Source organism: Halomonas sp. LC1 (assembly GCF_030247125.1).
Taxonomy (GTDB): domain Bacteria; phylum Pseudomonadota; class Gammaproteobacteria; order Pseudomonadales; family Halomonadaceae; genus Vreelandella.
In genome coordinates, this window is record NZ_JASSPG010000008.1 from 212,662 (window position 1) to 232,370 (window position 19,709).

18 protein-coding genes and 1 other RNA gene are annotated in these 19,709 nt (G+C 59.3%); 12 read left to right on the top strand and 7 right to left on the bottom strand.

Annotation, left to right across the window (positions count from 1 at the left end; all coding sequences use genetic code 11):
• Positions 1-77: 77 nt before the first annotated feature.
• Together ssrA and smpB are read right to left on the bottom strand one after the other, a co-directional pair.
• Positions 78-457, bottom strand: a transfer-messenger RNA (tmRNA) gene (ssrA, locus tag QIT27_RS14490).
• A gap of 44 nt (positions 458-501) precedes the next feature.
• Positions 502-993, bottom strand: a complete 492-nt coding sequence (gene smpB / locus QIT27_RS14495) for an SsrA-binding protein SmpB (RefSeq protein WP_062360527.1) — start codon at positions 991-993, stop codon at positions 502-504.
• Positions 994-1,119: 126 nt separating this feature from the next.
• On the opposite strand from smpB, the gene QIT27_RS14500 reads away from it, so the two are divergent.
• Together QIT27_RS14500 and QIT27_RS14505 are read left to right on the top strand one after the other, a co-directional pair.
• The gene (locus tag QIT27_RS14500; RefSeq protein ID WP_159340779.1) at positions 1,120-1,554 is read left to right on the top strand and encodes a type II toxin-antitoxin system RatA family toxin; all 435 of its coding nucleotides are present in this window, start codon (positions 1,120-1,122) and stop codon (positions 1,552-1,554) included.
• A complete protein-coding gene (locus QIT27_RS14505) occupies positions 1,544-1,855 on the top strand; it encodes an RnfH family protein (RefSeq protein ID WP_159340780.1) in 312 nt (103 codons plus the stop codon). The genes QIT27_RS14500 and QIT27_RS14505 overlap by 11 nt, the downstream gene beginning before the upstream one ends.
• Positions 1,856-1,862: 7 nt before the next feature.
• Here the strand turns inward: QIT27_RS14505 and bamE are convergent, their stop codons facing one another.
• A complete protein-coding gene (gene bamE, locus QIT27_RS14510; protein WP_159340781.1) occupies positions 1,863-2,327 on the bottom strand; it encodes an outer membrane protein assembly factor BamE in 465 nt (154 codons plus the stop codon).
• Between the two features lie 72 nt (positions 2,328-2,399).
• Here bamE and fur point away from each other — a divergent pair, with 72 nt between their 5' ends.
• Complete coding sequence (gene fur, locus QIT27_RS14515) at positions 2,400-2,852, top strand: ferric iron uptake transcriptional regulator (RefSeq protein WP_016915905.1); 453 nt, start codon at positions 2,400-2,402, stop codon at positions 2,850-2,852.
• Positions 2,853-3,034: 182 nt separating this feature from the next.
• Here the strand turns inward: fur and recN are convergent, their stop codons facing one another.
• Positions 3,035-4,708, bottom strand: a complete 1,674-nt coding sequence (recN, locus tag QIT27_RS14520; RefSeq protein ID WP_253019180.1) for a DNA repair protein RecN — start codon at positions 4,706-4,708, stop codon at positions 3,035-3,037.
• 199 nt (positions 4,709-4,907) lie between these two features.
• Between recN and grpE the strand changes: the two genes are divergently transcribed.
• The 4 genes from grpE to QIT27_RS14540 all read left to right on the top strand — a co-directional run bounded on the left by grpE (position 4,908) and on the right by QIT27_RS14540 (position 10,007).
• On the top strand, positions 4,908-5,537 hold the full coding sequence (gene grpE, locus QIT27_RS14525) for a nucleotide exchange factor GrpE (protein ID WP_159340783.1): 630 nt from the start codon (positions 4,908-4,910) through the stop codon (positions 5,535-5,537).
• Between the two features lie 152 nt (positions 5,538-5,689).
• The gene (gene dnaK, locus QIT27_RS14530; RefSeq protein WP_159340784.1) at positions 5,690-7,621 is read left to right on the top strand and encodes a molecular chaperone DnaK; all 1,932 of its coding nucleotides are present in this window, start codon (positions 5,690-5,692) and stop codon (positions 7,619-7,621) included.
• A 109-nt stretch (positions 7,622-7,730) separates the two neighbouring features.
• Positions 7,731-8,885: a molecular chaperone DnaJ gene (gene dnaJ / locus QIT27_RS14535; protein ID WP_159340785.1), complete on the top strand. Its 1,155-nt coding sequence runs from the start codon at positions 7,731-7,733 to the stop codon at positions 8,883-8,885.
• A 219-nt stretch (positions 8,886-9,104) separates the two neighbouring features.
• A complete protein-coding gene (locus tag QIT27_RS14540) occupies positions 9,105-10,007 on the top strand; it encodes a DMT family transporter (protein ID WP_285264215.1) in 903 nt (300 codons plus the stop codon).
• On the opposite strand, the gene QIT27_RS14545 is transcribed toward QIT27_RS14540, so the two are convergent.
• Genes QIT27_RS14545 through QIT27_RS14555 form a run of 3 tightly spaced genes read right to left on the bottom strand, consistent with a single transcriptional unit; the run spans position 9,985 to position 12,912 of the window.
• Positions 9,985-10,734: an ABC transporter ATP-binding protein gene (locus tag QIT27_RS14545; protein WP_285264216.1), complete on the bottom strand. Its 750-nt coding sequence runs from the start codon at positions 10,732-10,734 to the stop codon at positions 9,985-9,987. The genes QIT27_RS14540 and QIT27_RS14545 overlap by 23 nt on opposite strands.
• Positions 10,728-11,795, bottom strand: a complete 1,068-nt coding sequence (locus QIT27_RS14550) for a FecCD family ABC transporter permease (protein WP_285264217.1) — start codon at positions 11,793-11,795, stop codon at positions 10,728-10,730. Before QIT27_RS14550 ends, QIT27_RS14545 begins: the two co-directional genes overlap by 7 nt.
• The gene (locus QIT27_RS14555) at positions 11,785-12,912 is read right to left on the bottom strand and encodes an ABC transporter substrate-binding protein (RefSeq protein WP_253019175.1); all 1,128 of its coding nucleotides are present in this window, start codon (positions 12,910-12,912) and stop codon (positions 11,785-11,787) included. Before QIT27_RS14555 ends, QIT27_RS14550 begins: the two co-directional genes overlap by 11 nt.
• Before the next feature lie 251 nt (positions 12,913-13,163).
• On the opposite strand from QIT27_RS14555, the gene QIT27_RS14560 reads away from it, so the two are divergent.
• The 5 genes from QIT27_RS14560 to greA all read left to right on the top strand — a co-directional run bounded on the left by QIT27_RS14560 (position 13,164) and on the right by greA (position 19,691).
• Complete coding sequence (locus QIT27_RS14560; protein ID WP_139527961.1) at positions 13,164-13,445, top strand: DUF2218 domain-containing protein; 282 nt, start codon at positions 13,164-13,166, stop codon at positions 13,443-13,445.
• A gap of 114 nt (positions 13,446-13,559) precedes the next feature.
• Positions 13,560-14,366, top strand: a complete 807-nt coding sequence (gene dapB, locus QIT27_RS14565; protein WP_285264218.1) for a 4-hydroxy-tetrahydrodipicolinate reductase — start codon at positions 13,560-13,562, stop codon at positions 14,364-14,366.
• Between the two features lie 400 nt (positions 14,367-14,766).
• Complete coding sequence (carA, locus tag QIT27_RS14570) at positions 14,767-15,912, top strand: glutamine-hydrolyzing carbamoyl-phosphate synthase small subunit (RefSeq protein ID WP_285264246.1); 1,146 nt, start codon at positions 14,767-14,769, stop codon at positions 15,910-15,912.
• Positions 15,913-15,987: 75 nt separating this feature from the next.
• Positions 15,988-19,218 carry a carbamoyl-phosphate synthase large subunit gene (gene carB, locus QIT27_RS14575; protein ID WP_159340792.1) on the top strand — a complete coding sequence of 1,077 codons (3,231 nt, stop codon included), beginning with the start codon at positions 15,988-15,990 and terminating at the stop codon, positions 19,216-19,218.
• Entirely contained in the window at positions 19,215-19,691 is a 477-nt protein-coding gene (greA, locus tag QIT27_RS14580; protein WP_139527965.1) for a transcription elongation factor GreA, read from the top strand. The genes carB and greA overlap by 4 nt, the downstream gene beginning before the upstream one ends.
• The last annotated feature ends 18 nt before the right edge of the window (positions 19,692-19,709 follow it).

Below are 19,709 nucleotides of genomic sequence, written 5' to 3' on the forward strand. Positions count from 1 at the left end.
AAGAGGCGCTTGGACGTATAAGGGCAGTGAGCAGGCACAAAAAAAGCACCCGTGGGTGCTTGATTTGTAGGGGTGTCTGGTGGAGGCGGCGGGAATTGAACCCGCGTCCGCCAGCACGCGCCCATTGGCTCTACATGCTTAGATTCCGTCATTTGCTTTAGCGCGACTGACTCCGACGGTCAGGATTCAGCCACGCGAGCCTTCTAAAGTTTAACGGTTGACGAGAAGACACCGCCAACCGCGGTCCTATCAGCTTTAGCTCATATCCCCGCAGCGATGAATAGGCACATCACCTTGGGGCCAGACAAGAAGCTAGCAGGGTTTAAGCTGCCAGCGCGCCTTGAGCGTAGTTTTCGTCGTTTGCGACTATTTTTCGTGATGTGGTATTTACGAGATACATCACGCTCTCGGCATGCACCGCAGGGTTTGTCACCGGCGTCGAAACCATGTCGCCCCCTTATTCAAAGCCACATTCTAACGTGCTCACGGCAAATTGACCAGTTATGCCTTGTTATGTTCCCGCATAATTCGGCCTTTTTGGCGATTCCAGTCGCGATCTTTTTCGGTAGCCCGCTTGTCGTGAATTTTCTTACCGGTTACTAGCGCCAGTTCGCACTTTACCTTGTTACGCTTCCAGTAGAGCTTGAGCGGCACACAGGTGTGGCCCTTGTCCTGGGTGACCGAAAAGATTTTGGCGATCTCTTTACGATGCAGCAGCAGTTTACGAGTTCGCGTGGGGTCAGCAATTTCATGGGTGCTGGCCGTGTTCAGCGGCATGATATGACTGCCCAGCAGGAACGCTTCGCCGTTGCGAATCAAAATGTAGGTGTCGGTGAGCTGCGCTTTACCGGCGCGCAGGCTTTTTACTTCCCAGCCCGCCAGCGCCAAGCCCGCTTCGAAGGTTTCGTCGATATGGTACTCAAACCGTGCCTTCTTGTTCTGGGCAATGACACTGCTGCCGGGGCCCTTGCTGTTACCTTTCTTAGTGGCCATGGAACCTCATCGTTGATCTGTCAGTAGCACCCCCTTCGTTATGTGGGGAGGCGTGATACCATTCAAGGTCTGAAAAAATGTTTCCCATGATACGCTTTGGGCACTGTGAAGTCAGCGGAGAGGTCAATGCCAACCGTTAATCGTACCGCCTTGGTGCGGCACACCCCCCAACAAATGTTCGATTTGGTCAATGACTTCGAACGCTACCCCGAGTTCCTGCCGGGGTGCCGCCGGGCGCGTTTGCTCGAGCATGACGCTGATCATCTGATTGGTGAAATGACGCTTGGGCGCGCGGGCGTGGAGCAAACCATTACCACGCGCAACGACCTGTACGCGCCTGAGCGCATCGAGCTGTCGCTAGTGAAAGGGCCGTTCAAACAGCTCAAGGGTCGCTGGCTGTTTACGCCGATGGGCGAAGATGCCTGTAAGGTTAGTTTGGAAATGGAGTTCGTGTTCGCCAATCGGCTGCTGAGCATGGCGTTTGGCAAGCTGTTCCAGCAAATTGCCGGGCAACTGGTCGACGCGTTCACCAAGCGCGCCGATGAGATGTATGGCCGATAACCTGCTGAAGGTAGAGGTCGCCTTCGCATTACCCCACAAACAGCGCATCGTTGCGCTCGTGGTGCCTGAGGGCACGACCGCACGACAAGCCGTCGCGCTGGCCGATTTGCCTAGCCTGTTCCAAGAGGTACCCAGCGACACCTTCGCGCAGGCACCGCTGGGCATATTCGGCAAGGCCATTCGCCAGCCGGACAAAGAGACTCTGCGCGAGGGCGACCGTGTGGAAGTGTATCGCCCGCTACAGATCGACCCGAAAGCGGCCCGCCTAGAGCGGGCCAAGCGTCAGGCCAAAGGGCAGTAGCCCTGGCTTACTCGCCGGTAATGATGGGCTGTGGCTCGGGGGCCGTTTCCGGCGTGGGGGTACGCTGGCTGGGCAGCGTGTCCAGCGGGTCTGCGCCTTCCACGGCGGGGCCCATGCTGCCGTCGGTGCTGATCGGCAGATCACTGGATAAATCGCCTTCCTGTTCGATGTTCACCAAGCGGCCCGCGTTATCGAACGTGAGCGTCACGCGGCGCTGCTCGACGCCCTCGTAGGCTTTGTCGACGCGGTAGACATAATCCCACTCACTGGAGTCGAACGGCGCTTCCAGCAGCGGGCGCCCCATGACGTAGGTCACCTGCTCTTGGGTCATACCCGGCTGGAGCTGGCTGACCATCTCCTGGGTGATCAGGTTGCCCTGGGGAATGTCGCGCTTATAAACGCCAACGTAGCTGCAGCCGCTAACAACGGTCAGGGCAACGGAAAGAGTAATGATACGAGTCAATTTTTGCATTTGAGCCTGTTCTTCACTATCGTGGTTTCGGTCGATGATACCCGACCTAACCTGTTACTGCGAAGAGCAACCATGGCCGATCAGAACCATGAACTGCGCAAAGCCGGGCTGAAAGTGACCCTGCCGCGCGTCAAGATCCTGCAGATTCTCGAAAATGCTTCGGGTCAACACCACCTTAGCGCAGAAGAAGTGTATAAAACACTGATTGATGCGGGCGAGGATGTTGGCCTGGCAACCGTCTACCGCGTATTGACTCAATTCGAGTCGGCGGGCCTTGTGATTCGTCACAACTTCGACGGTGGCCACGCGGTCTTCGAGATGACCCAAGAGGACCACCACGACCATATGGTGTGTCTGGAAAGCGGTGAAATCATCGAATTCGTCGATGACATCATCGAGCGTCGCCAGCAAGAGATCGCCGAAGAGCACGGCTACGAGCTAGTGGACCATGCCCTGGTGCTGTACGTTCGCCCTCGCGGGTCTGATGTGACACGCCAGGATAGCGGCCCAACGAATCGCAAATAGCGAATCGTTAAGCGCAACGCCGTGTAAAAACGCCCCCAACGTGCGAGTGAACGTATCACTGGCGCTCTGGGGGCGTTTTGCATTCAACGGAGGCCTAGGTACGCTGTGCCACCTGCGCGAGTCAGGTGGCGTGGGCTTGGATGCTGGGGAGATAGATACCTGGGCGTTAGAGACCCTGGGAGTTAGTGGGGCGGGCGCTGGCTGGCGTGGAGCATTTCCCGCGCATGGGCCAGGGTTTGGTCGGATAGCGTCACGCCGCCCAGCATACGCGCCAGCTCGCTGATCCGGCCGCGCTCGTCCAGCAGCGCCATGTGGGTGAGCGTGGTGTCTCGCTTGGCGCGCTTTTCGATGTGCAGATGCTGGTGCGCTTGAGCGGCCACTTGAGGCAGGTGGGTCACGGTCATCACCTGACCGTTTTCCCCCAGCTTTCGCAGCAGCTGGCCGACGATTTCCGCCGTTGCCCCAGAAATACCCACGTCCACTTCATCGAAGACGAGGCTCGGAATCGTCGAATGCGACGCCGCCACCACTTGAATGGCCAAGCTGATGCGCGACAGCTCGCCCCCGGAAGCGACCTTGGTGAGCGGCCGGGCGGGTTGGCCCGGGTTGGCGCTGATCAGGAATTGCACATGGTCCAAGCCCTCGGGGGAAGGCGTTTCGCGCGGGGTGACGTCCACTTCGAAGCGTGCTTTGCCCATGGCCAAGAAGGCCAACTGCTGCTGCACCTCTTTGCCCAGACGCACGGCGGCCTTCTGACGTGCTTCGGTGAGCTGCTTGGCCTCGCTGCGGTAACGCTCGCGGTACTCGGCCACTTGGCTGCTGAGGGCTTCTAGGTCGTCATCGCTGGCTTCGAGCTGCGCCACTTCCTGTTTGAGTTGGGCATGCAGCGCACAAATCTCTTCGGGAGCGACGTGGTGCTTACGGGCAATGCGGTGTACGTCGCCCATCCGCTCCTCTACCCACGCCAGCCGCTCTGGGTCCAGTTCGGTAGTGCTGGCCAGTCGGTGCAGCTCACTGGCGGCTTCTTCGACTTGAATGCGTGCATCGCTCAACATGGTGAGCGTGTTGGCAAGCGTGCCTTTATCGCTGCCGGGCAGCGCGCTCAGGTGGGCGTAGGCTTGGTTGAGAAGCGACAGGGCGCCCCCTTCATCGCTTTCGCAGCAGTCGGCGGCAAACTGGGTTTCACGCAGGGTCTCTTCGGCGTGGGCCAGGGTGTGCTGCTCCTCTTCCAAGGTTTGCAGCTCGCCTTCGGCAAGGCCTAGCTGATCCAGCTCCTCGACTTGATAGCGCAGCAGTTGGCGTTTGGCCTCGACTTCGCTGCCCTCTTCACTGAGTTTTTTCAGCCGACGGCGAGCGCTGCGCCACTCGCGGAACGTCTCGGCGAGCTGCTGGCTGCGTTCGCGAAGTCCGGCGTAATCATCCAGTAGCGCCAAGTGCGTCTCTTCCCGCATCAAGGCTTGGTGGGCATGCTGGCCATGAATCTGAATCAACTGTTCGCCAAGGGATTTCAAATCGGCAATGGTCGCCGGGTGGCCGTTGATCCACGCCTTGGAGCGGCCGTTGGCAGTGACCACGCGGCGCAGCAGGCACTCGTCGGCGGGCAGTTCGCGGGCCACCAGCCATTCGGTAGCGGCGGGCAGATGCTGAATATCGAAACGGGCGGAGAGATCGGTTCGCTCGCAGCCGTGGCGCACGCTACCCGCATCGGCGCGCTCGCCCAGGCAGAGCCCCAGGGCACCCAACAGAATGGATTTACCCGCCCCAGTTTCGCCCGTAATGGCGGTCATGCCCCGGGTCAGGTCGAGTTCGAGACGATCAACGATCGCGTAGTCTTGGATCGCTAGCTGCGTAAGCATAAGGCCTCCTGAGGCGGTGCGGCACAGAAGCTGGATACTTATCCAATAATTGTTGTTTTATACAGTAGTCGATAACTCACTTCAATGCCCCTCTTGAGATGGCTTTTATGGCCCCCATATAGGCTGCATACGTGGTTAACACCCGCTACTTAACTCAGGTGGCCGCCACCGGCACCGTTACTTATTTCAGGAGCAAGGCATGGCAAAAGAACCGCAAACCCCGTTGGAAGATGAGCTGGCACGCCAAGAGCAGGAAGCAGAGGTCACCGACCAATCTGCCGAGGAGCGGTTGGTGGAAGGCGAACTGGAAGGGCTGATCGATGACGATGCGCCGCTGGAAGGCAGCGCCGGCAGCCCCGAAGCCGACGTGTTGGCCGCCCAGGTAGAAGAGCTGGAGCAGAGCCTAGCGGAAGCCAAAGACCAAGCGCTGCGCGCCGCTGCCGAGGCTCAAAACGTTCGCCGCCGGGCGGAGCAAGAAGCCGAAAAAGCGCGCAAGTTTGCCCTGGAGAAGTTCGTCAAAGAGCTGCTGCCCGTGGTGGATAGCCTTGAGAAAGCCTTGGAAAGCATGCAGGACGACGCGTCCGACGTGCATCGTGAAGGTGTCTCCATGACCCTCAAGATGCAGCTAGACGTGCTGAGCAAGTTTGGCGTCGAAAGCATCGAGCCCCAGGGCGAGCCCTTCGACCCACAGGTGCATGAAGCCATGGCGATGGTGCCGAACCCAGAGCTCGACCCCAACACCGTGATGGATGTGATGCAGAAAGGCTATCTGCTGAACGGCCGCCTCGTGCGCCCTGCCATGGTCGTGGTCAGCCAAAAAGCGAATTAAGCCGCGTTGACGCATTGCAGTAAAAAAAGCCCTTGAAATGCTGCAAGCGGCCCCCAAATAAAGGGCAACCCGCGGGAAAACCCGCAGACGCCAAGTAAGTAACAGCGGCGTAAAACATCAGTTTTGTTTCAACCGAATTCGAGGTTTTTGCTATGGGACGCATTATTGGTATCGACCTGGGCACCACTAACTCTTGTGTGGCCGTGCTCGATGGTGACAGCGCTAAAGTCATTGAAAACGCCGAAGGCGGTCGTACCACGCCTTCCATCATTGCCTACACCGACGACGGCGAAACCCTGGTAGGTCAGGCCGCCAAGCGCCAGGCCGTGACCAACCCGGAAAACACCCTTTACGCCATCAAGCGTCTGATCGGCCGCCGCTTCAAAGACGACGTCGTTCAAAAAGACATCAAGATGGTGCCCTACAAAATCGCTGAAGCCGATAACGGCGATGCGTGGGTAGAAGTGAAAGGCAAAAAAATGGCACCGCCGCAGGTAAGCGCGGAAGTGCTGAAGAAAATGAAGAAGACCGCCGAAGACTATCTCGGCGAAGCGGTCACCGAAGCGGTCATCACCGTACCGGCCTACTTCAACGACAGTCAGCGTCAGGCTACTAAAGATGCGGGCCGCATTGCCGGTCTGGACGTCAAGCGCATCATCAACGAGCCGACCGCCGCAGCGCTTGCCTACGGCATGGACAAATCTCGTGGTGATAAAACCATCGCGGTGTACGACCTGGGTGGCGGTACCTTCGATATCTCCATCATCGAAGTGGCCGACGTTGATGGCGAAACGCAGTTCGAAGTGTTGGCGACCAACGGCGACACCTTCCTGGGCGGTGAAGATTTTGACTTGGCGCTGATCAACTATCTGGTCGACCAGTTCAAGTCGGACAGCGGTATCGATCTGTCTGGCGACAATCTGGCCATGCAGCGTCTGAAAGAAGCCGCCGAGAAAGCCAAGATCGAGCTTTCCAGCGCGCAGCAGACCGACGTGAACCTGCCGTACATCACCGCCGACAACACTGGCCCGAAACACCTCAACGTTAAGGTGACCCGTGCCAAGCTGGAGTCGCTGGTCGAAGACTTGGTTCAGCGTTCGCTCGAGCCGTGCAAAATGGCGCTGAAAGATGCAGGCCTGTCCGCGTCTGAAATCGACGAAGTGATTCTGGTCGGCGGTCAGACCCGTATGCCGATGGTTCAGAAGAAAGCGGCAGACTTCTTCGGTAAAGAAGCGCGTAAAGACGTGAACCCGGACGAAGCAGTGGCCGTGGGTGCTGCGATTCAGGGCGGTGTTCTGGGTGGCGACGTTAAAGACGTACTGCTGCTCGACGTGACCCCGCTGACCCTGGGTATCGAAACCCTGGGTGGCGTGATGACGCCGCTGATCGACAAGAACACCACCATCCCGACCAAGAAGACCCAAACCTTCTCGACCGCGGATGACAACCAGACTGCCGTGACTATTCACGTCGTCCAGGGTGAGCGTAAGCAAGTGTCGCAGAACAAGTCGCTGGGTCGCTTCGACCTCGCCGACATTCCGCCGGCACCGCGCGGTGTACCGCAGATCGAAGTGGCGTTCGACCTCGATGCCAACGGTATCCTGAACGTGTCTGCTAAAGACAAGGCGACCGGCAAAGAGCAGTCTATCGTCATCAAAGCGTCCAGCGGCCTCTCCGATGAAGAGATCGAGCAAATGGTACGCGATGCTGAAGCTCACGCGGACGAGGACAAAAAGTTCGAAGCGCTGGTGCAGCTGCGTAACCAAGCGGACGGCATGATTCACGCCACCCGCAAGACCGTTCAAGAGGCGGGCGACAAGGCGACCGATGATGAGAAACAGGCCATCGAAAACGCCATCGCCGAGCTGGAAGAAGCGGTGAAAACCGATGACCAGGACGATATCCAGAAGAAACTGGATGCGCTGACCGAAGTGTCCGGCCAGCTGGCGCAGAAGATGTATGCCGAGCAGGCAGACGCCGCGCAGGCGGGTGGTGAAGGTGCAGAAGAGGCCAACACCAAGCAGGACGATGACGTGGTTGACGCCGAGTACGAAGAAGTCAACGACGACAAGAAGAAGCAGTAACCCACCTCTTTCTGCCAAGGAAAGCGGTGACGCGGGAGGCAACTCCCGCGTTGCTGTTTCCGCGGCCGAGACGCCTATAGTGCGTAGCTAACCAGGAGGCGTAGGACCCATGTCCAAACGCGATTATTACGAAGTCCTGGGTGTCGAAAAAGGGGCCGATCAGAAAGAGATCAAAAAGGCCTATCGCCGTCTGGCGCAAAAATTCCACCCTGATCGAAACCCGGACGATAACACCGCAGCGGAAAAATTCCGTGAAGTGTCGGAAGCCTACGAAGTCTTGAGCGACGGCGAGAAACGCGCGGCCTACGACCAGTTCGGTCATGCCGGTGTGGATGGCCAGGGCGGCGGCTTTGGCGGCGGTGGCTTCGGTGGCGGCGGCGCTGGCGATTTCAGCGACATCTTCGGCGATGTGTTTGGCGATATCTTCGGTGGCGGCGGTGGCCGTCGTCGTGGGCCCAACGCACCCGCACGGGGTTCCGACCTGCGCTACAACCTAGAGCTGGATCTAGAGAGCGCGGTGGCGGGCACCACGGTGGATATTCGCGTCCCGCGCCATATCGAGTGTGACCGCTGTGACGGCGGCGGTGCCGAGCCGGGTTCCACCAAAGAGACCTGCCCCACCTGCCACGGCCACGGTCAGGTACGTATGCAGCAGGGCTTCTTCGCGGTTCAGCAAACCTGCCCGACCTGTCACGGCAGTGGCCAGCACATCAAAGTGCCGTGCCACAAATGTAACGGCGAAGGCCGCGTGCGTGAAACCCGCACGCTCTCGGTGAAGATTCCGCCGGGTGTGGATACCGGCGACCGTATTCGTCTCAACGGCGAAGGCGAGAGCGGCGTGAACGGTGGCCCGGCGGGCGATCTGTACGTTCAGGTTTCCATCAAGCCGCACCACATCTTCAAGCGTGACGGTAAACACCTGCAGTGCGACGTGCCGATCAATTTCGTCGATGCAGCACTCGGTGGCGAGTTGGAAGTGCCCACGCTGGATGGCCGCGTGAAGCTGAAGATTCCGCCGGAAACCCAAACCGGCAAACTCTTCCGCCTACGCGGTAAAGGCGTGAAGCCCGTTCGCGGTGGCGCCCCCGGCGACCTGCTGTGCAAAGTGGTGCTGGAAACGCCCGTCAACCTCAACGACGAGCAGAAAGACCTGCTTCGCCAACTGCAAGAGAGCTTCGATGGCAGCAACAGCCACAGCCACTCGCCGAAGAAAACCGGTTTCTTCGACAGCGTGAAGAAGTTCTTTGAAGAGATGAAGCCGTAAGAGCCCAGAGCGCTTTGAAGTAACAGCCCCAGCACCCCGGTGCTGGGGCTTTTTTATCTGCATCAACGCAGCAGGTGATCCATCCGCCACGACAAAGCCAGCGGATCAGGCTGGCTGTGCTGCGCGAGCCTAGCGTGAGACAAGCTGTGGCGACTTGCGTCACAATAACAGTATCCGCTTATCAATCGCTGGACGCTAACGAATGAAGGAAGTCACCTAATGCCTTTGGATGCTGTTGATCGCCCCTACGTAGGGATTTGGCTGCGCGTGCTGTCGGGGGTGCTGTTTACGGGCATGCTGGTGTGTATCAAAGCCGTGAGCGATGAGGTGCCGGTGGGGCAGTCGGTATTTTTCCGTTCGCTGTTTGCGCTGTTGCCGATCGTGGTGTTTCTGGCCTTACGCCGGGAGTTTCCTCAGGGGTTGGCGACCCGGCGGCCGTTGGGCCATGCCTTGCGTTCAGGATTGGGCGCGGCGGCGATGTTTGCCTCGTTTGCCGCTGTGGCGGTGTTGCCGGTGGCCGAGACCACGCTGCTGGCGCAGTTGACGCCTATTTTTATGGCACTAGGCGGTGTACTGCTGTTGGGCGAGCGCTTTACGTGGGTGCGTGCGCTGGCCATGGGGCTGGCGATGGGGGGAATGGCCGTACTGGTGTTGCCGAACGTGGGCGGTGCTTCCCAATCGGGCCAGCTAGTGGGCTATCTATTGGCGGTGCTGAGCGCGGTGCTGACGGCGGGCGCGTTACTGACCGTGCGGCGTATTTCGCGCACGGAAACGGCAGGCGCTATCGCATTTTACTTCATTTTAGTGTCGGCCTTGGCGGGGCTGGCGACGCTGCCGCTGGGCTGGGCAGCGTTACGCCTAGAGGTGTTGAGCCTGCTCGTGCTGGCGGGGCTGTTGGGCGGGGCGGCGCATATCGCGATGACGCTGGCATTTCGCTATGCCGAGGCGTCGCGGTTAGCGCCGTTCGAGTACCTCGCCTTGCTATGGCCGGTGTTGGCGGATTGGTTGCTATTCGATATTCCGGCCTCGCACCACTTCTTCTTGGCGCTGCCTTTGATGCTGGGCGGTGTCGTCTTGGCGGCGTTAGAAGGTAAGCGCCTTAAATGGCCTCTTCGACGATAAGCTGAGGCCGCCCTTTCGAGCAGCGCTCGATGCGAGCGTTCACGTGGTAAACGCTGCGCAGCAGCTCGGGGGTAATGACGTCCTCCGTGGCGCCGCAGGCGATCAACCTGCCTTGTTCCAAGACCATGGCGTGATCGGTAAAGCGCAGGGCGTGGCCAATGTCGTGTAGGGCGACCAGGATCAGCATTTGCCGCTCGTCGGCTAGGCGTCTCAGTACGCTCAACAGACTAATTTGCCGGTTGAGATCGAGCGCGGACGTGGGCTCGTCCAGCATGAGGATTTCAGGCTCCTGCACCAGCGCCTGGGCGGCGCTCACTAGCTGGCGCTGGCCGCCGCTCAAATCGCCGATGTCACGCTCGGCCAGCGCGCTAATGTTCAGCTCGGCAAGCGCTTTGTCCACTTGGGCAAGGTCGTCGGCTTGTACCGTCAGGCTACGCCCTTGCATGCGGGCCAACAGCACGGACTCATACACCGATAAGACGGCTTTGGCACCGGTGTCCTGGGGCATGTAGGCCACGGGCCGCTCGGCGGTGGTGTGCGAAATGAGCACGTCGCCGCTGCCTTTCAGCAACCCTAGAATGCGACGGAACAGTGTCGATTTGCCTGCCGCGTTGGGGCCAAGCAGCGCCACGACTTGCCCGCCTTGAAAGCAGGGCGTGGAGATGTCGTGAACAATGGTTTTGCGCCCATAGCGGGCGCACACGTTCTTGAGCTGTAGCGTTACCATGCGGCCTTCTTGTGATTGAGCACGAGGAAAAGGAAGAAGGGAATGCCCACGAGCGACGTGATGATGCCGATGGGAATGATGGTGCCGGGAATGATGATCTTCGACAGCACCGACCCCACCGAGAGAATCAGCGCCCCGCACAGGGCCGAGCCGGGCAGGAAGAAGCGCTGATCTTCGCCCAGCAGCATACGGGCAATGTGCGGGCCCACCAGGCCAATGAAGCCAATCGTACCGACGAAGGCAACGGCGATGGCGGCCAGCAGCGACACAAGCACCAATACCTCTAGGCGCAGCGCGCGAGGGTTAACGCCCATGCTCTCCGCTTTGGCATCCCCTAAACGCATGGCGGTGAGCGCCCAGCCGTGGCGTGCCAAAAGCGGCATTACCAGGGCGAGTACGCCAAGCGCAATCCAGAACTTTGGCCAGGTGGCTTTGGTGAGGCTGCCCATCGTCCAGAACACCACGGCAGCCACGGCCTCTTGACTGGCAAAGAACTGAATCAGCGCCATCAGCGAGTTGAAGATGAACACCATCGCAATGCCGAGTAGCACGATGGTTTCCACGGTGACGCCGCGTTTGAGGCTCAGCGCGTGAATCAAAAACGCGGTGAACATGGCCATCAGAAACGCGTTGATGGGCACCACGTATTCGATGGCGGTGGGGATGATGGCCACACCAAAGGCCAAGCCCAGGGCAGCACCGAAGCTGGCGCCTGCGGATATCCCCAGCGTGAACGGGCTGGCGAGCGGGTTGCTGAGGATGGTCTGCATCTGCGCGCCCGCCACCGAGAGGCTAGCCCCCACGACGATGGCCATGAGCGCGACCGGCATACGAATGTCCCACAGAATGACTCGCGCCTGCTGGCTGACGGCATTGGGAGTCACCAGCGCAGCGACCACTTCGGCCAAGCTGAAACGGGCGGGGCCGAGTGCCAAATCCACACAGAGACTGAGCAGCAGCGCGAGGGTCAGCCCCACCAGAATCAGCTGTCGACGCCACACTTGAGCGCGATAGAACGTGCGTCCGGCGGTTGGGTGGGCGACGTTGGCATTACTCATCATGAAGCGTTATCCAGTAGCCGGGCTGATAATCGATCGGCAGAAACCGGTCGTGAAGCTCTTCCAAGGTAGCTTCGGGGTCTAAATCTTCAAACAGCTCGGGATGGAACCACTTGGCTAGCTGCTGTACGGCAACGAAGTAGTAGGGGCTGTTATAGAACTGGTGCCAAATCGCGTGAACGTTCCCTGTCTCGACGGCGTCGATGCCGGTCATGGCGGTGCGGGTCGTTAACGCTTGCAGTTTTTCCCGTGCCTGCGCCTGATCGGCGCCGGGACCAACACCAACCCAGTCACCGCCTGGCACGTAGGCATCCCAACTGCCGCCCGTGACCACCACGTGCTGCGGGTTGGCGGCGATGATTTGCTCGGGGTTGAGGTTGCCAAAGCTGGCGGGGATGATGCCGTCGGCGATGTTGGTGCCGCCTGCCAGCGTCACGTACTCGCCAAAGTTGGCAGGGCCGAAGCTCATGCAGCACTCATCCGAATAGCCGCCTGCACGATCGACGAAGACCCGTGGTCGTTCGGGATTGGCTTGCTCGATGACCTCCGTAACCCGGGCGAGCTGCGCTTCGGCAAAGGTGATGAACTCCTCGGCAGCGGCCTCGTCGTTCATCAACTGGCCGATCAGACGCATCGATGGAATGGTGTTCTCGATGGGGTCTTCGCGGAAGTCCACGTACACGATGGGAATGTCCAGTTCCGCGAGCTTGTCATCGTAGGCGGCATCCTCGGTGGCTGCTTTTGCCTCGATGTTCATCAGAATCAGGTCGGGATTCAGCGACGCCGCTTGTTCGACATCGAAGGTGCCATCTTTGAAGCCTCCAAAGGTGGGAATCGAAGCCATCTCGGGGAAGCGCTCTAAGTAGCGCTGGTAGTTGTCAGGGTCTGCTTGTGAAAAGTCTTCTCGCCAGCCCACCACGTGGGCCAGTGGTGCGTCGGGTTCGAGCATGCCCAGCAGATAGATTTGCCTGCCTTCGCCCAGGATGACGCGTTCGGCAGGGGCGTCTAGGGTGATCTGTCGGCCAGCAATATCAGTGACCGTGATGGGCGCCGCGATAGCCGACGCGCAAACGAGAGATGTCAGCGCACCGACGAAAGGAAGAGAGAGACGTAACAGCATAGTGGCATTGGTTACCTGAGTTCTTTAGCGTCTACGCTAACGATGAGTGTTTAATCAAACATAGATGTTGATGTTAATTGCTATTCTCATGTCGGCATTATCCTCAAAAGCGGGAAAGGTGTCGAGGTAAGCGATAAGCGTTAGCGTTGAGCAACACGCCGTTGCAACGAATTCTCATTCGTTGCTTGGCTCTTGCGGGGGCGGCGATTAGGCTAGTAGGGCATCACGTCTGTCGACTTGGAGAGAACCGCATGCCTTTATCCCGAGCAGAGATTGCCACCCCATCCGGCGCGCGGTTGATCAACCGCCTGTGCAAGCACTGGGCCCATAAACTTGAGGTGGAATACACCGAGCAGGACGCCAAAATCGTGTTTGCCAGCGGTACCTGCCTGATGCACGCCGAGCCAGAACGGTTGCTGGTCTCTATCGAAACCCTCGAAGAGGAGCACCTGGATCAGCTCGAAGGCGTGGTCGAAAGCCATTTGGTGCGGATGGCGAAAGACGAACCGCTAGAGATCGTCTGGGAAAATTGAAGTGATCGAGGGGCGGCGGCGTTAGCGCCGCATCGGCCGGGGTGGTCTGTTATAATCTCGGCCACCCTTTTTGTTTCTAGATTGATGCCAAATAGCGCACGCGTAGGAGTTTCCATGACCCGAATTGCCATTGTAGGCGTAGCTGGCCGCATGGGCCGCACGTTAGTCAACGCCGTCGAGCAAGAAGCCGATGCCTCCCTGGCGGGCGGTATCGTGGAGCCGGGCAGCTCCTTGGCCGGTGCCGATATCGGCGAGCTGGCGGGCGTAGGCAAGCGGGGCGTGGTGGCGGTCGATTCGCTCAGCGCCATCGTCGATGACTTCGACGTGCTGATCGACTTCACCGCACCGCAGGTGACGCTGGCGAACCTGGCATTCTGTGCCGAGCACGGTAAGCGCATCGTGATCGGCACCACCGGCATGAACGATGACGAACTGGCCGAGCTGGATAGCTACCGCGATAAAGTCGCCATGGTCTTCGCCCCCAACATGAGCGTGGGCGTGAACCTAACGCTGAAACTGCTGCAAATGGCGGCCAAAGCGCTGGGTGATGAAGGGTACGACATTGAAGTGATCGAATCGCACCACCGCCATAAAGTCGATGCGCCTTCCGGTACGGCCATCAAAATGGGGGAAGTGGTCGCGGAAAGCCTTGGCCGCACCCTAAAAGAGCACGGCGTGTTCGAGCGGGTAGGGCAGTGCGGCCCGCGCACCGACAAAGAGATCGGCTTTGCGACCGTTCGCGCAGGCGATATCGTCGGTGAGCATACCGTGATGTTCGCCACCGAAGGCGAGCGCATCGAGATTACCCACAAGGCCTCAAGCCGCATGACCTTTGCCAAAGGCGCTGTGCGCGCCGCTCGCTGGGTCGCCAGCCAGCCTCATGGCCGCTACGACATGCAAGACGTCTTGGAGCTTCATTGATTGGCAAAGCGTTCTTTACCCTATGCTGAAAATAAAGGGCTAGCCGACGGTCGGTAAATCCTGTAACATTCCAAAAATTTTGGCCGAGTGGCTTTCAATAGCCAGTAAAACGCCTGCAGCGAATGTCTGTGGTAGTGGATGTCAGTGGAAAGTGAACCACGCTTGTTGCACTGGCCGTTAGGTTAGAGAAAAGAGTCAGCGAACTGCTGCGCCATGGTCACGACCGTTACGGTGGCATGGATGAGAACAACAAGCGGGATGAAACCGATGTTTTTATTGTCGGCTTCGTCCCGCTTTTTTACGACCCGACGTTTGCACGCAAACGCCGACAACCGGATCGCCGAGCCTGCGCCCACAGGCTCCCACCAGCATGGGAGAACTTGTCTTGAATAACCCCGCATTGAGCAAACCCGCGATATTGGCCCTGGAAGATGGCAGTGTGTTTCATGGAACGGCCATTGGCGCGGATGGAGTCACAAGCGGTGAGGTGGTGTTCAATACAGCCATGACCGGCTACCAGGAAATCCTCACCGACCCCTCTTACACCCGCCAAATCGTCACCCTGACTTACCCGCATATCGGCAATACCGGTATTAATTCCGAAGATGTGGAGTCCGCCTCCATTGCGGCAGCGGGCCTGGTGATTCGCGATCTTCCCCTGCTGGCCAGCAGCTTCCGCTCCGAGCAAACCCTCTCTGATTATCTGAAAAGCCAAAACGTGCTAGGCATTGCGGATATCGATACCCGCCGCCTAACGCGTATTTTGCGCGATAAAGGTGCCCAGAACGGCGCGATTCTGGCAGGTGCCGATGCAGAGGGCGACGATGCCGTCGAGCGGGCGCTGGCAGCGGCGAAGGCGTTTCCGGGCTTGAAGGGCATGGATTTGGCCAAAGAAGTCTCTTGCAAAGAGGCTTACGAGTGGTCGGAAGGCGAGTGGACCTTGGGCGAAGGCTACGCGGATGCGAGCCAGGGCGAGCGCCTCTACCACGTGGTGGCGTTCGATTACGGCGTGAAGTTCAACATCCTGCGCATGCTGGCGGCGCGGGGCTGCCGCTTGACCGTGGTGCCGGCGCAAACGCCTGCGGCAGAGGTGCTGGCGATGAACCCGGACGGCGTGTTCCTGGCCAACGGCCCCGGCGACCCCGAGCCCTGTGACTACGCGATTAAAGCGATTCAGGAAGTGTTGGAAACCGACACGCCGGTGTTCGGCATTTGCTTGGGCCACCAGCTGCTGGCGCTGGCCTCCGGTGCCAAAACCGTCAAGATGGGCCACGGCCACCACGGTGCCAACCATCCGGTACAAGACCTGGATACCGGCACGGTGATGATCACCAGCCAGAACCACGGCTTTGCGGCCGATGAAGCGACCCTGCCGAGCAACGTACGTGCCACGCACCGCTCGCTGTTCGACGGCACTCTGCAGGGGATTGAGCGTACCGATCGTCCGGCGTTTAGCTTCCAGGGCCACCCGGAAGCCAGCCCTGGCCCGCGCGATGTAGCGCCGCTGTTCGATCGCTTTATCGCCATGATGCAGGCGCGCCGCTAGGTTCGCCGCGCTGCCTCTCATTGCCTAGTTACGCCGTTTTGATGCTCATCGTCACCACTTTTTGCGGGAACCGTTATGCCTAAGCGTACCGATATCAATAGCATTCTTATCATTGGCGCTGGTCCGATCGTCATCGGCCAGGCCTGCGAATTCGACTACTCCGGCGCCCAGGCGTGTAAAGCCCTGCGCGAGGAGGGGTACCGGGTTATTTTGGTCAACTCCAACCCGGCCACGATCATGACCGATCCCGCCATGGCCGATGCTACCTACATCGAGCCGATTACCTGGCAGGCGGTCGAGAAAATCATCGAAGCCGAGCGTCCTGACGTGATTCTGCCCACCATGGGTGGCCAGACCGCGCTGAACTGCGCGCTCGACCTGGACAAGCACGGCGTATTGGCCAAGTACGGTGTCGAGATGATCGGTGCCAATGCCGATGCCATCAACAAAGCCGAAGACCGCGATCTGTTCGACAAGGCGATGAAGAACATCGGCCTGGAGTGCCCCAAAGCGAAAGTGGCGCACACCATGGACGAGGCGTGGGAAATCCAGGCGGAGCTTGGCTTCCCGACGATCATTCGCCCCTCCTACACCATGGGCGGCTCCGGCGGCGGTGTGGCGTACAACAAGGAAGAGTTCGAAGAGATCTGCACCCGCGGTTTCGAACTGTCCAACAACCACGAGCTGCTCATCGATGAGTCGCTGCTGGGTTGGAAAGAGTACGAAATGGAGGTGGTGCGCGATAAGAACGATAACTGCATCATCGTCTGCGCGATCGAAAACTTCGACCCGATGGGCGTCCACACCGGCGACTCCATCACCGTGGCACCGGCGCAAACGCTGACCGATAAAGAGTATCAGATCATGCGCGACGCCAGCCTCGCGGTGCTGCGCGAGATCGGCGTGGAAACCGGCGGGTCGAACGTTCAGTTCGGTATGGACCCGAAGACTGGCCGCATGGTCGTCATCGAGATGAACCCCCGCGTCTCCCGTTCGTCGGCGCTGGCCTCGAAGGCCACCGGCTTCCCAATTGCCAAGATCGCGGCGAAGCTGGCGGTGGGATATACCCTGGACGAACTGCAGAACGACATCACGGGCGGCCAAACCCCAGCGTCGTTCGAACCGTCCATCGACTATGTCGTGACCAAAATTCCGCGTTTTACCTTCGAGAAGTTTCCCCAAGCGAACGATCGCCTGACCACCCAGATGAAGTCGGTGGGCGAGGTGATGGCGATTGGCCGTACGTTCCAAGAATCGCTGCAAAAAGCGCTGCGTGGCATGGAAACCGGTAACGACGGCCTCGACCCGATCATTACCGAGTTCACCGATGACGCCATGGCCCAGATCAAGGGCGAGCTGCAGGCGGCAGGGGCCGAGCGTATCTTCTTCGTGGCCGACGCCATGCGCGCGGGCATGAGCGTGGACGACGTGTTTGCGCTGACCAATATCGACCGTTGGTTCCTGGTTCAGCTGGAAGACCTGATTCTGACCGAAGCGGCGGTCTCCAAGCGCGCGTTGGCGGATCTCTCCGCTCGCGAGCTGTTCCAGCTCAAGCGCAAGGGCTTCTCGGATGCACGTCTAGCGAAGCTATTGGGTGTGTCCGAAAAAGAGTTCCGCAAGACTCGTCAGGCAGCCAATATCCGTCCGGTCTACAAGCGCGTGGATACCTGCGCTGCCGAATTTGCGTCGGACACGGCCTACATGTACTCCACCTACGAGGAAGAGTGCGAAGCGGACGTGTCTGATCGCCAGAAAATCATGGTGTTGGGCGGTGGCCCGAACCGTATCGGCCAGGGTATCGAGTTCGATTACTGCTGCGTTCACGCCGCCTTCGCCATGCGCGATGACGGCTACGAAACCATCATGGTCAACTGCAACCCGGAAACCGTCTCTACCGACTACGACACCTCTGATCGTCTCTACTTCGAGCCGGTCACGCTGGAAGACGTGCTGGAAATTGCCGATAAAGAGAAGCCGGTAGGCGTGATTGTACAGTTTGGTGGTCAAACGCCGCTGAAGCTGGCCCGCGAGCTGGAAGCTGCAGGCGTGCCGATCATCGGTACCACGCCGGACGCCATCGACCGCGCTGAAGACCGCGAGCGCTTCCAGGTGATGATCGACAAGCTCGGCCTGAAACAGCCGCCCAACGCCACTGCGCGCAGTTTCGAAGATGCCTTCGCCAAAGCCGAAAAAATTGGCTACCCCCTGGTCGTGCGCCCGAGCTACGTCCTGGGCGGCCGGGCGATGGAGATCGTCTACGACGCCTCCGAGCTCGAAAACTACATGACCAACGCGGTGAAGGTCTCTAACGACTCGCCAGTACTGCTGGATCACTTCCTGAGCGCCGCGGTGGAAGTGGATATCGATGCAGTCTCTGACGGCCAGCAGGTCGTAATTGGCGGTATCATGCAGCACGTCGAGCAAGCGGGCGTTCACTCTGGCGACTCTGCCTGCGCGCTGCCGCCTTACTCGCTGCCTGCCGACGTGCAGGACGAGATGCGCGAGCAGGTCAAGAAAATGGCCGTGGAGTTGGGCGTCAAAGGCCTGATGAACGTGCAGCTGGCGTGGCAAGATGGTGAGATCTACGTGATCGAGGTCAATCCACGCGCCTCGCGTACCGTGCCGTTTGTTTCCAAGTGCATCGGCACCTCGCTGGCCCAGATTGCTGCGCGCTGCATGGCCGGTAAAACCCTCGCCGAGCAGGGCTTCGAGCGGGAAATCGTGCCGCACTTCTACAGCGTCAAAGAAGCGGTCTTCCCGTTCAACAAGTTCCAGGGCGTTGACCCGATTCTCTCGCCGGAGATGAAGTCCACCGGTGAAGTGATGGGCTCGGGCGATACCTTCGCTGAAGCCTTCTTCAAGGCGCAGCTAGGCGCGGGCGAAGCGATCCCGGCGCTGGATGGCGACCGTAAAGCGTTCCTGTCGGTGCGTGAACCTGACAAGCAGGGGATTATCGAAGTGGCCCGTTCTCTGCTAACATTGGGCTTCACACTTTGTGCAACACGCGGTACGGCAGCGGCCATCGAAGCCGCCGGGCTACCCGTGGAGCACGTCAATAAAGTCTACGAAGGCCGTCCCCATATCGTCGATCTGCTGAAGAACGACGAAATCGCCTACATCGTGAACACTACCGAAGGTCGTCAGGCAATTAACGACTCTTCGATCATTCGCCGTACTGCTCTCGCGCGCAAGGTGCCCTATGCGACCACCTTGGCGGGCGCTAATGCTGTTTGCATGGCGCTAGAGTACGGTAGGGAGATTACGGTGCGGCGCCTTCAGGATCTGCATGCAGGAGCAAGTCAATGAACAAGGTCCCGATGACGGTGGCGGGAGAAAAAAGCCTTCGCGAAGAGCTCAACCACTTGAAGGGCGAAGAGCGCCCCCGAGTGATTGCGGCCATCGCCGAAGCGCGTGAACACGGTGACCTCAAGGAGAACGCCGAGTATCACGCCGCCCGCGAGCAGCAGGGGTTTATTGAAGGTCGTATCCAGGAAATCGAGAGCAAGCTTTCGGGTGCCCAGGTGATCGATGTCACCAAGCTGCCGAAGACCGGTAAGGTGATTTTTGGAGTGACTGTGTCGCTCTTGAACCTGGATAGTGATGCCAGCGTTACCTATCGCATTGTTGGCGAAGATGAAGCCGACATTAAAGCGGGTCGTATTTCGGTCACTTCACCCATTGCGCGCGCGCTGATTGGTAAAGAAGAGGGCGATGTGGTGGTGGTGAAGACGCCCGGCGGCGACGTTGAGTACGAAATTGAGAGTGTTGAACACCTCTAATGCTGTGCGAATAGCGCC

Bases quoted from the DNA above. Each gene is read 5' to 3' on its own strand.
- smpB (WP_062360527.1), bottom strand. From the start codon at position 993: ATGGCCACTAAGAAAGGTAACAGCAAGGGCCCCGGCAGCAGTGTCATT.
- QIT27_RS14500 (WP_159340779.1), top strand. From the start codon at position 1,120: ATGCCAACCGTTAATCGTACCGCCTTGGTGCGGCACACCCCCCAACAA.
- QIT27_RS14505 (WP_159340780.1), top strand. From the start codon at position 1,544: ATGGCCGATAACCTGCTGAAGGTAGAGGTCGCCTTCGCATTACCCCAC.
- bamE (WP_159340781.1), bottom strand. From the start codon at position 2,327: ATGCAAAAATTGACTCGTATCATTACTCTTTCCGTTGCCCTGACCGTT.
- fur (WP_016915905.1), top strand. From the start codon at position 2,400: ATGGCCGATCAGAACCATGAACTGCGCAAAGCCGGGCTGAAAGTGACC.
- recN (WP_253019180.1), bottom strand. From the start codon at position 4,708: ATGCTTACGCAGCTAGCGATCCAAGACTACGCGATCGTTGATCGTCTC.
- grpE (WP_159340783.1), top strand. From the start codon at position 4,908: ATGGCAAAAGAACCGCAAACCCCGTTGGAAGATGAGCTGGCACGCCAA.
- dnaK (WP_159340784.1), top strand. From the start codon at position 5,690: ATGGGACGCATTATTGGTATCGACCTGGGCACCACTAACTCTTGTGTG.
- dnaJ (WP_159340785.1), top strand. From the start codon at position 7,731: ATGTCCAAACGCGATTATTACGAAGTCCTGGGTGTCGAAAAAGGGGCC.
- QIT27_RS14540 (WP_285264215.1), top strand. From the start codon at position 9,105: ATGCCTTTGGATGCTGTTGATCGCCCCTACGTAGGGATTTGGCTGCGC.
- QIT27_RS14545 (WP_285264216.1), bottom strand. From the start codon at position 10,734: ATGGTAACGCTACAGCTCAAGAACGTGTGCGCCCGCTATGGGCGCAAA.
- QIT27_RS14550 (WP_285264217.1), bottom strand. From the start codon at position 11,795: ATGATGAGTAATGCCAACGTCGCCCACCCAACCGCCGGACGCACGTTC.
- QIT27_RS14555 (WP_253019175.1), bottom strand. From the start codon at position 12,912: ATGCTGTTACGTCTCTCTCTTCCTTTCGTCGGTGCGCTGACATCTCTC.
- QIT27_RS14560 (WP_139527961.1), top strand. From the start codon at position 13,164: ATGCCTTTATCCCGAGCAGAGATTGCCACCCCATCCGGCGCGCGGTTG.
- dapB (WP_285264218.1), top strand. From the start codon at position 13,560: ATGACCCGAATTGCCATTGTAGGCGTAGCTGGCCGCATGGGCCGCACG.
- carB (WP_159340792.1), top strand. From the start codon at position 15,988: ATGCCTAAGCGTACCGATATCAATAGCATTCTTATCATTGGCGCTGGT.
- greA (WP_139527965.1), top strand. From the start codon at position 19,215: ATGAACAAGGTCCCGATGACGGTGGCGGGAGAAAAAAGCCTTCGCGAA.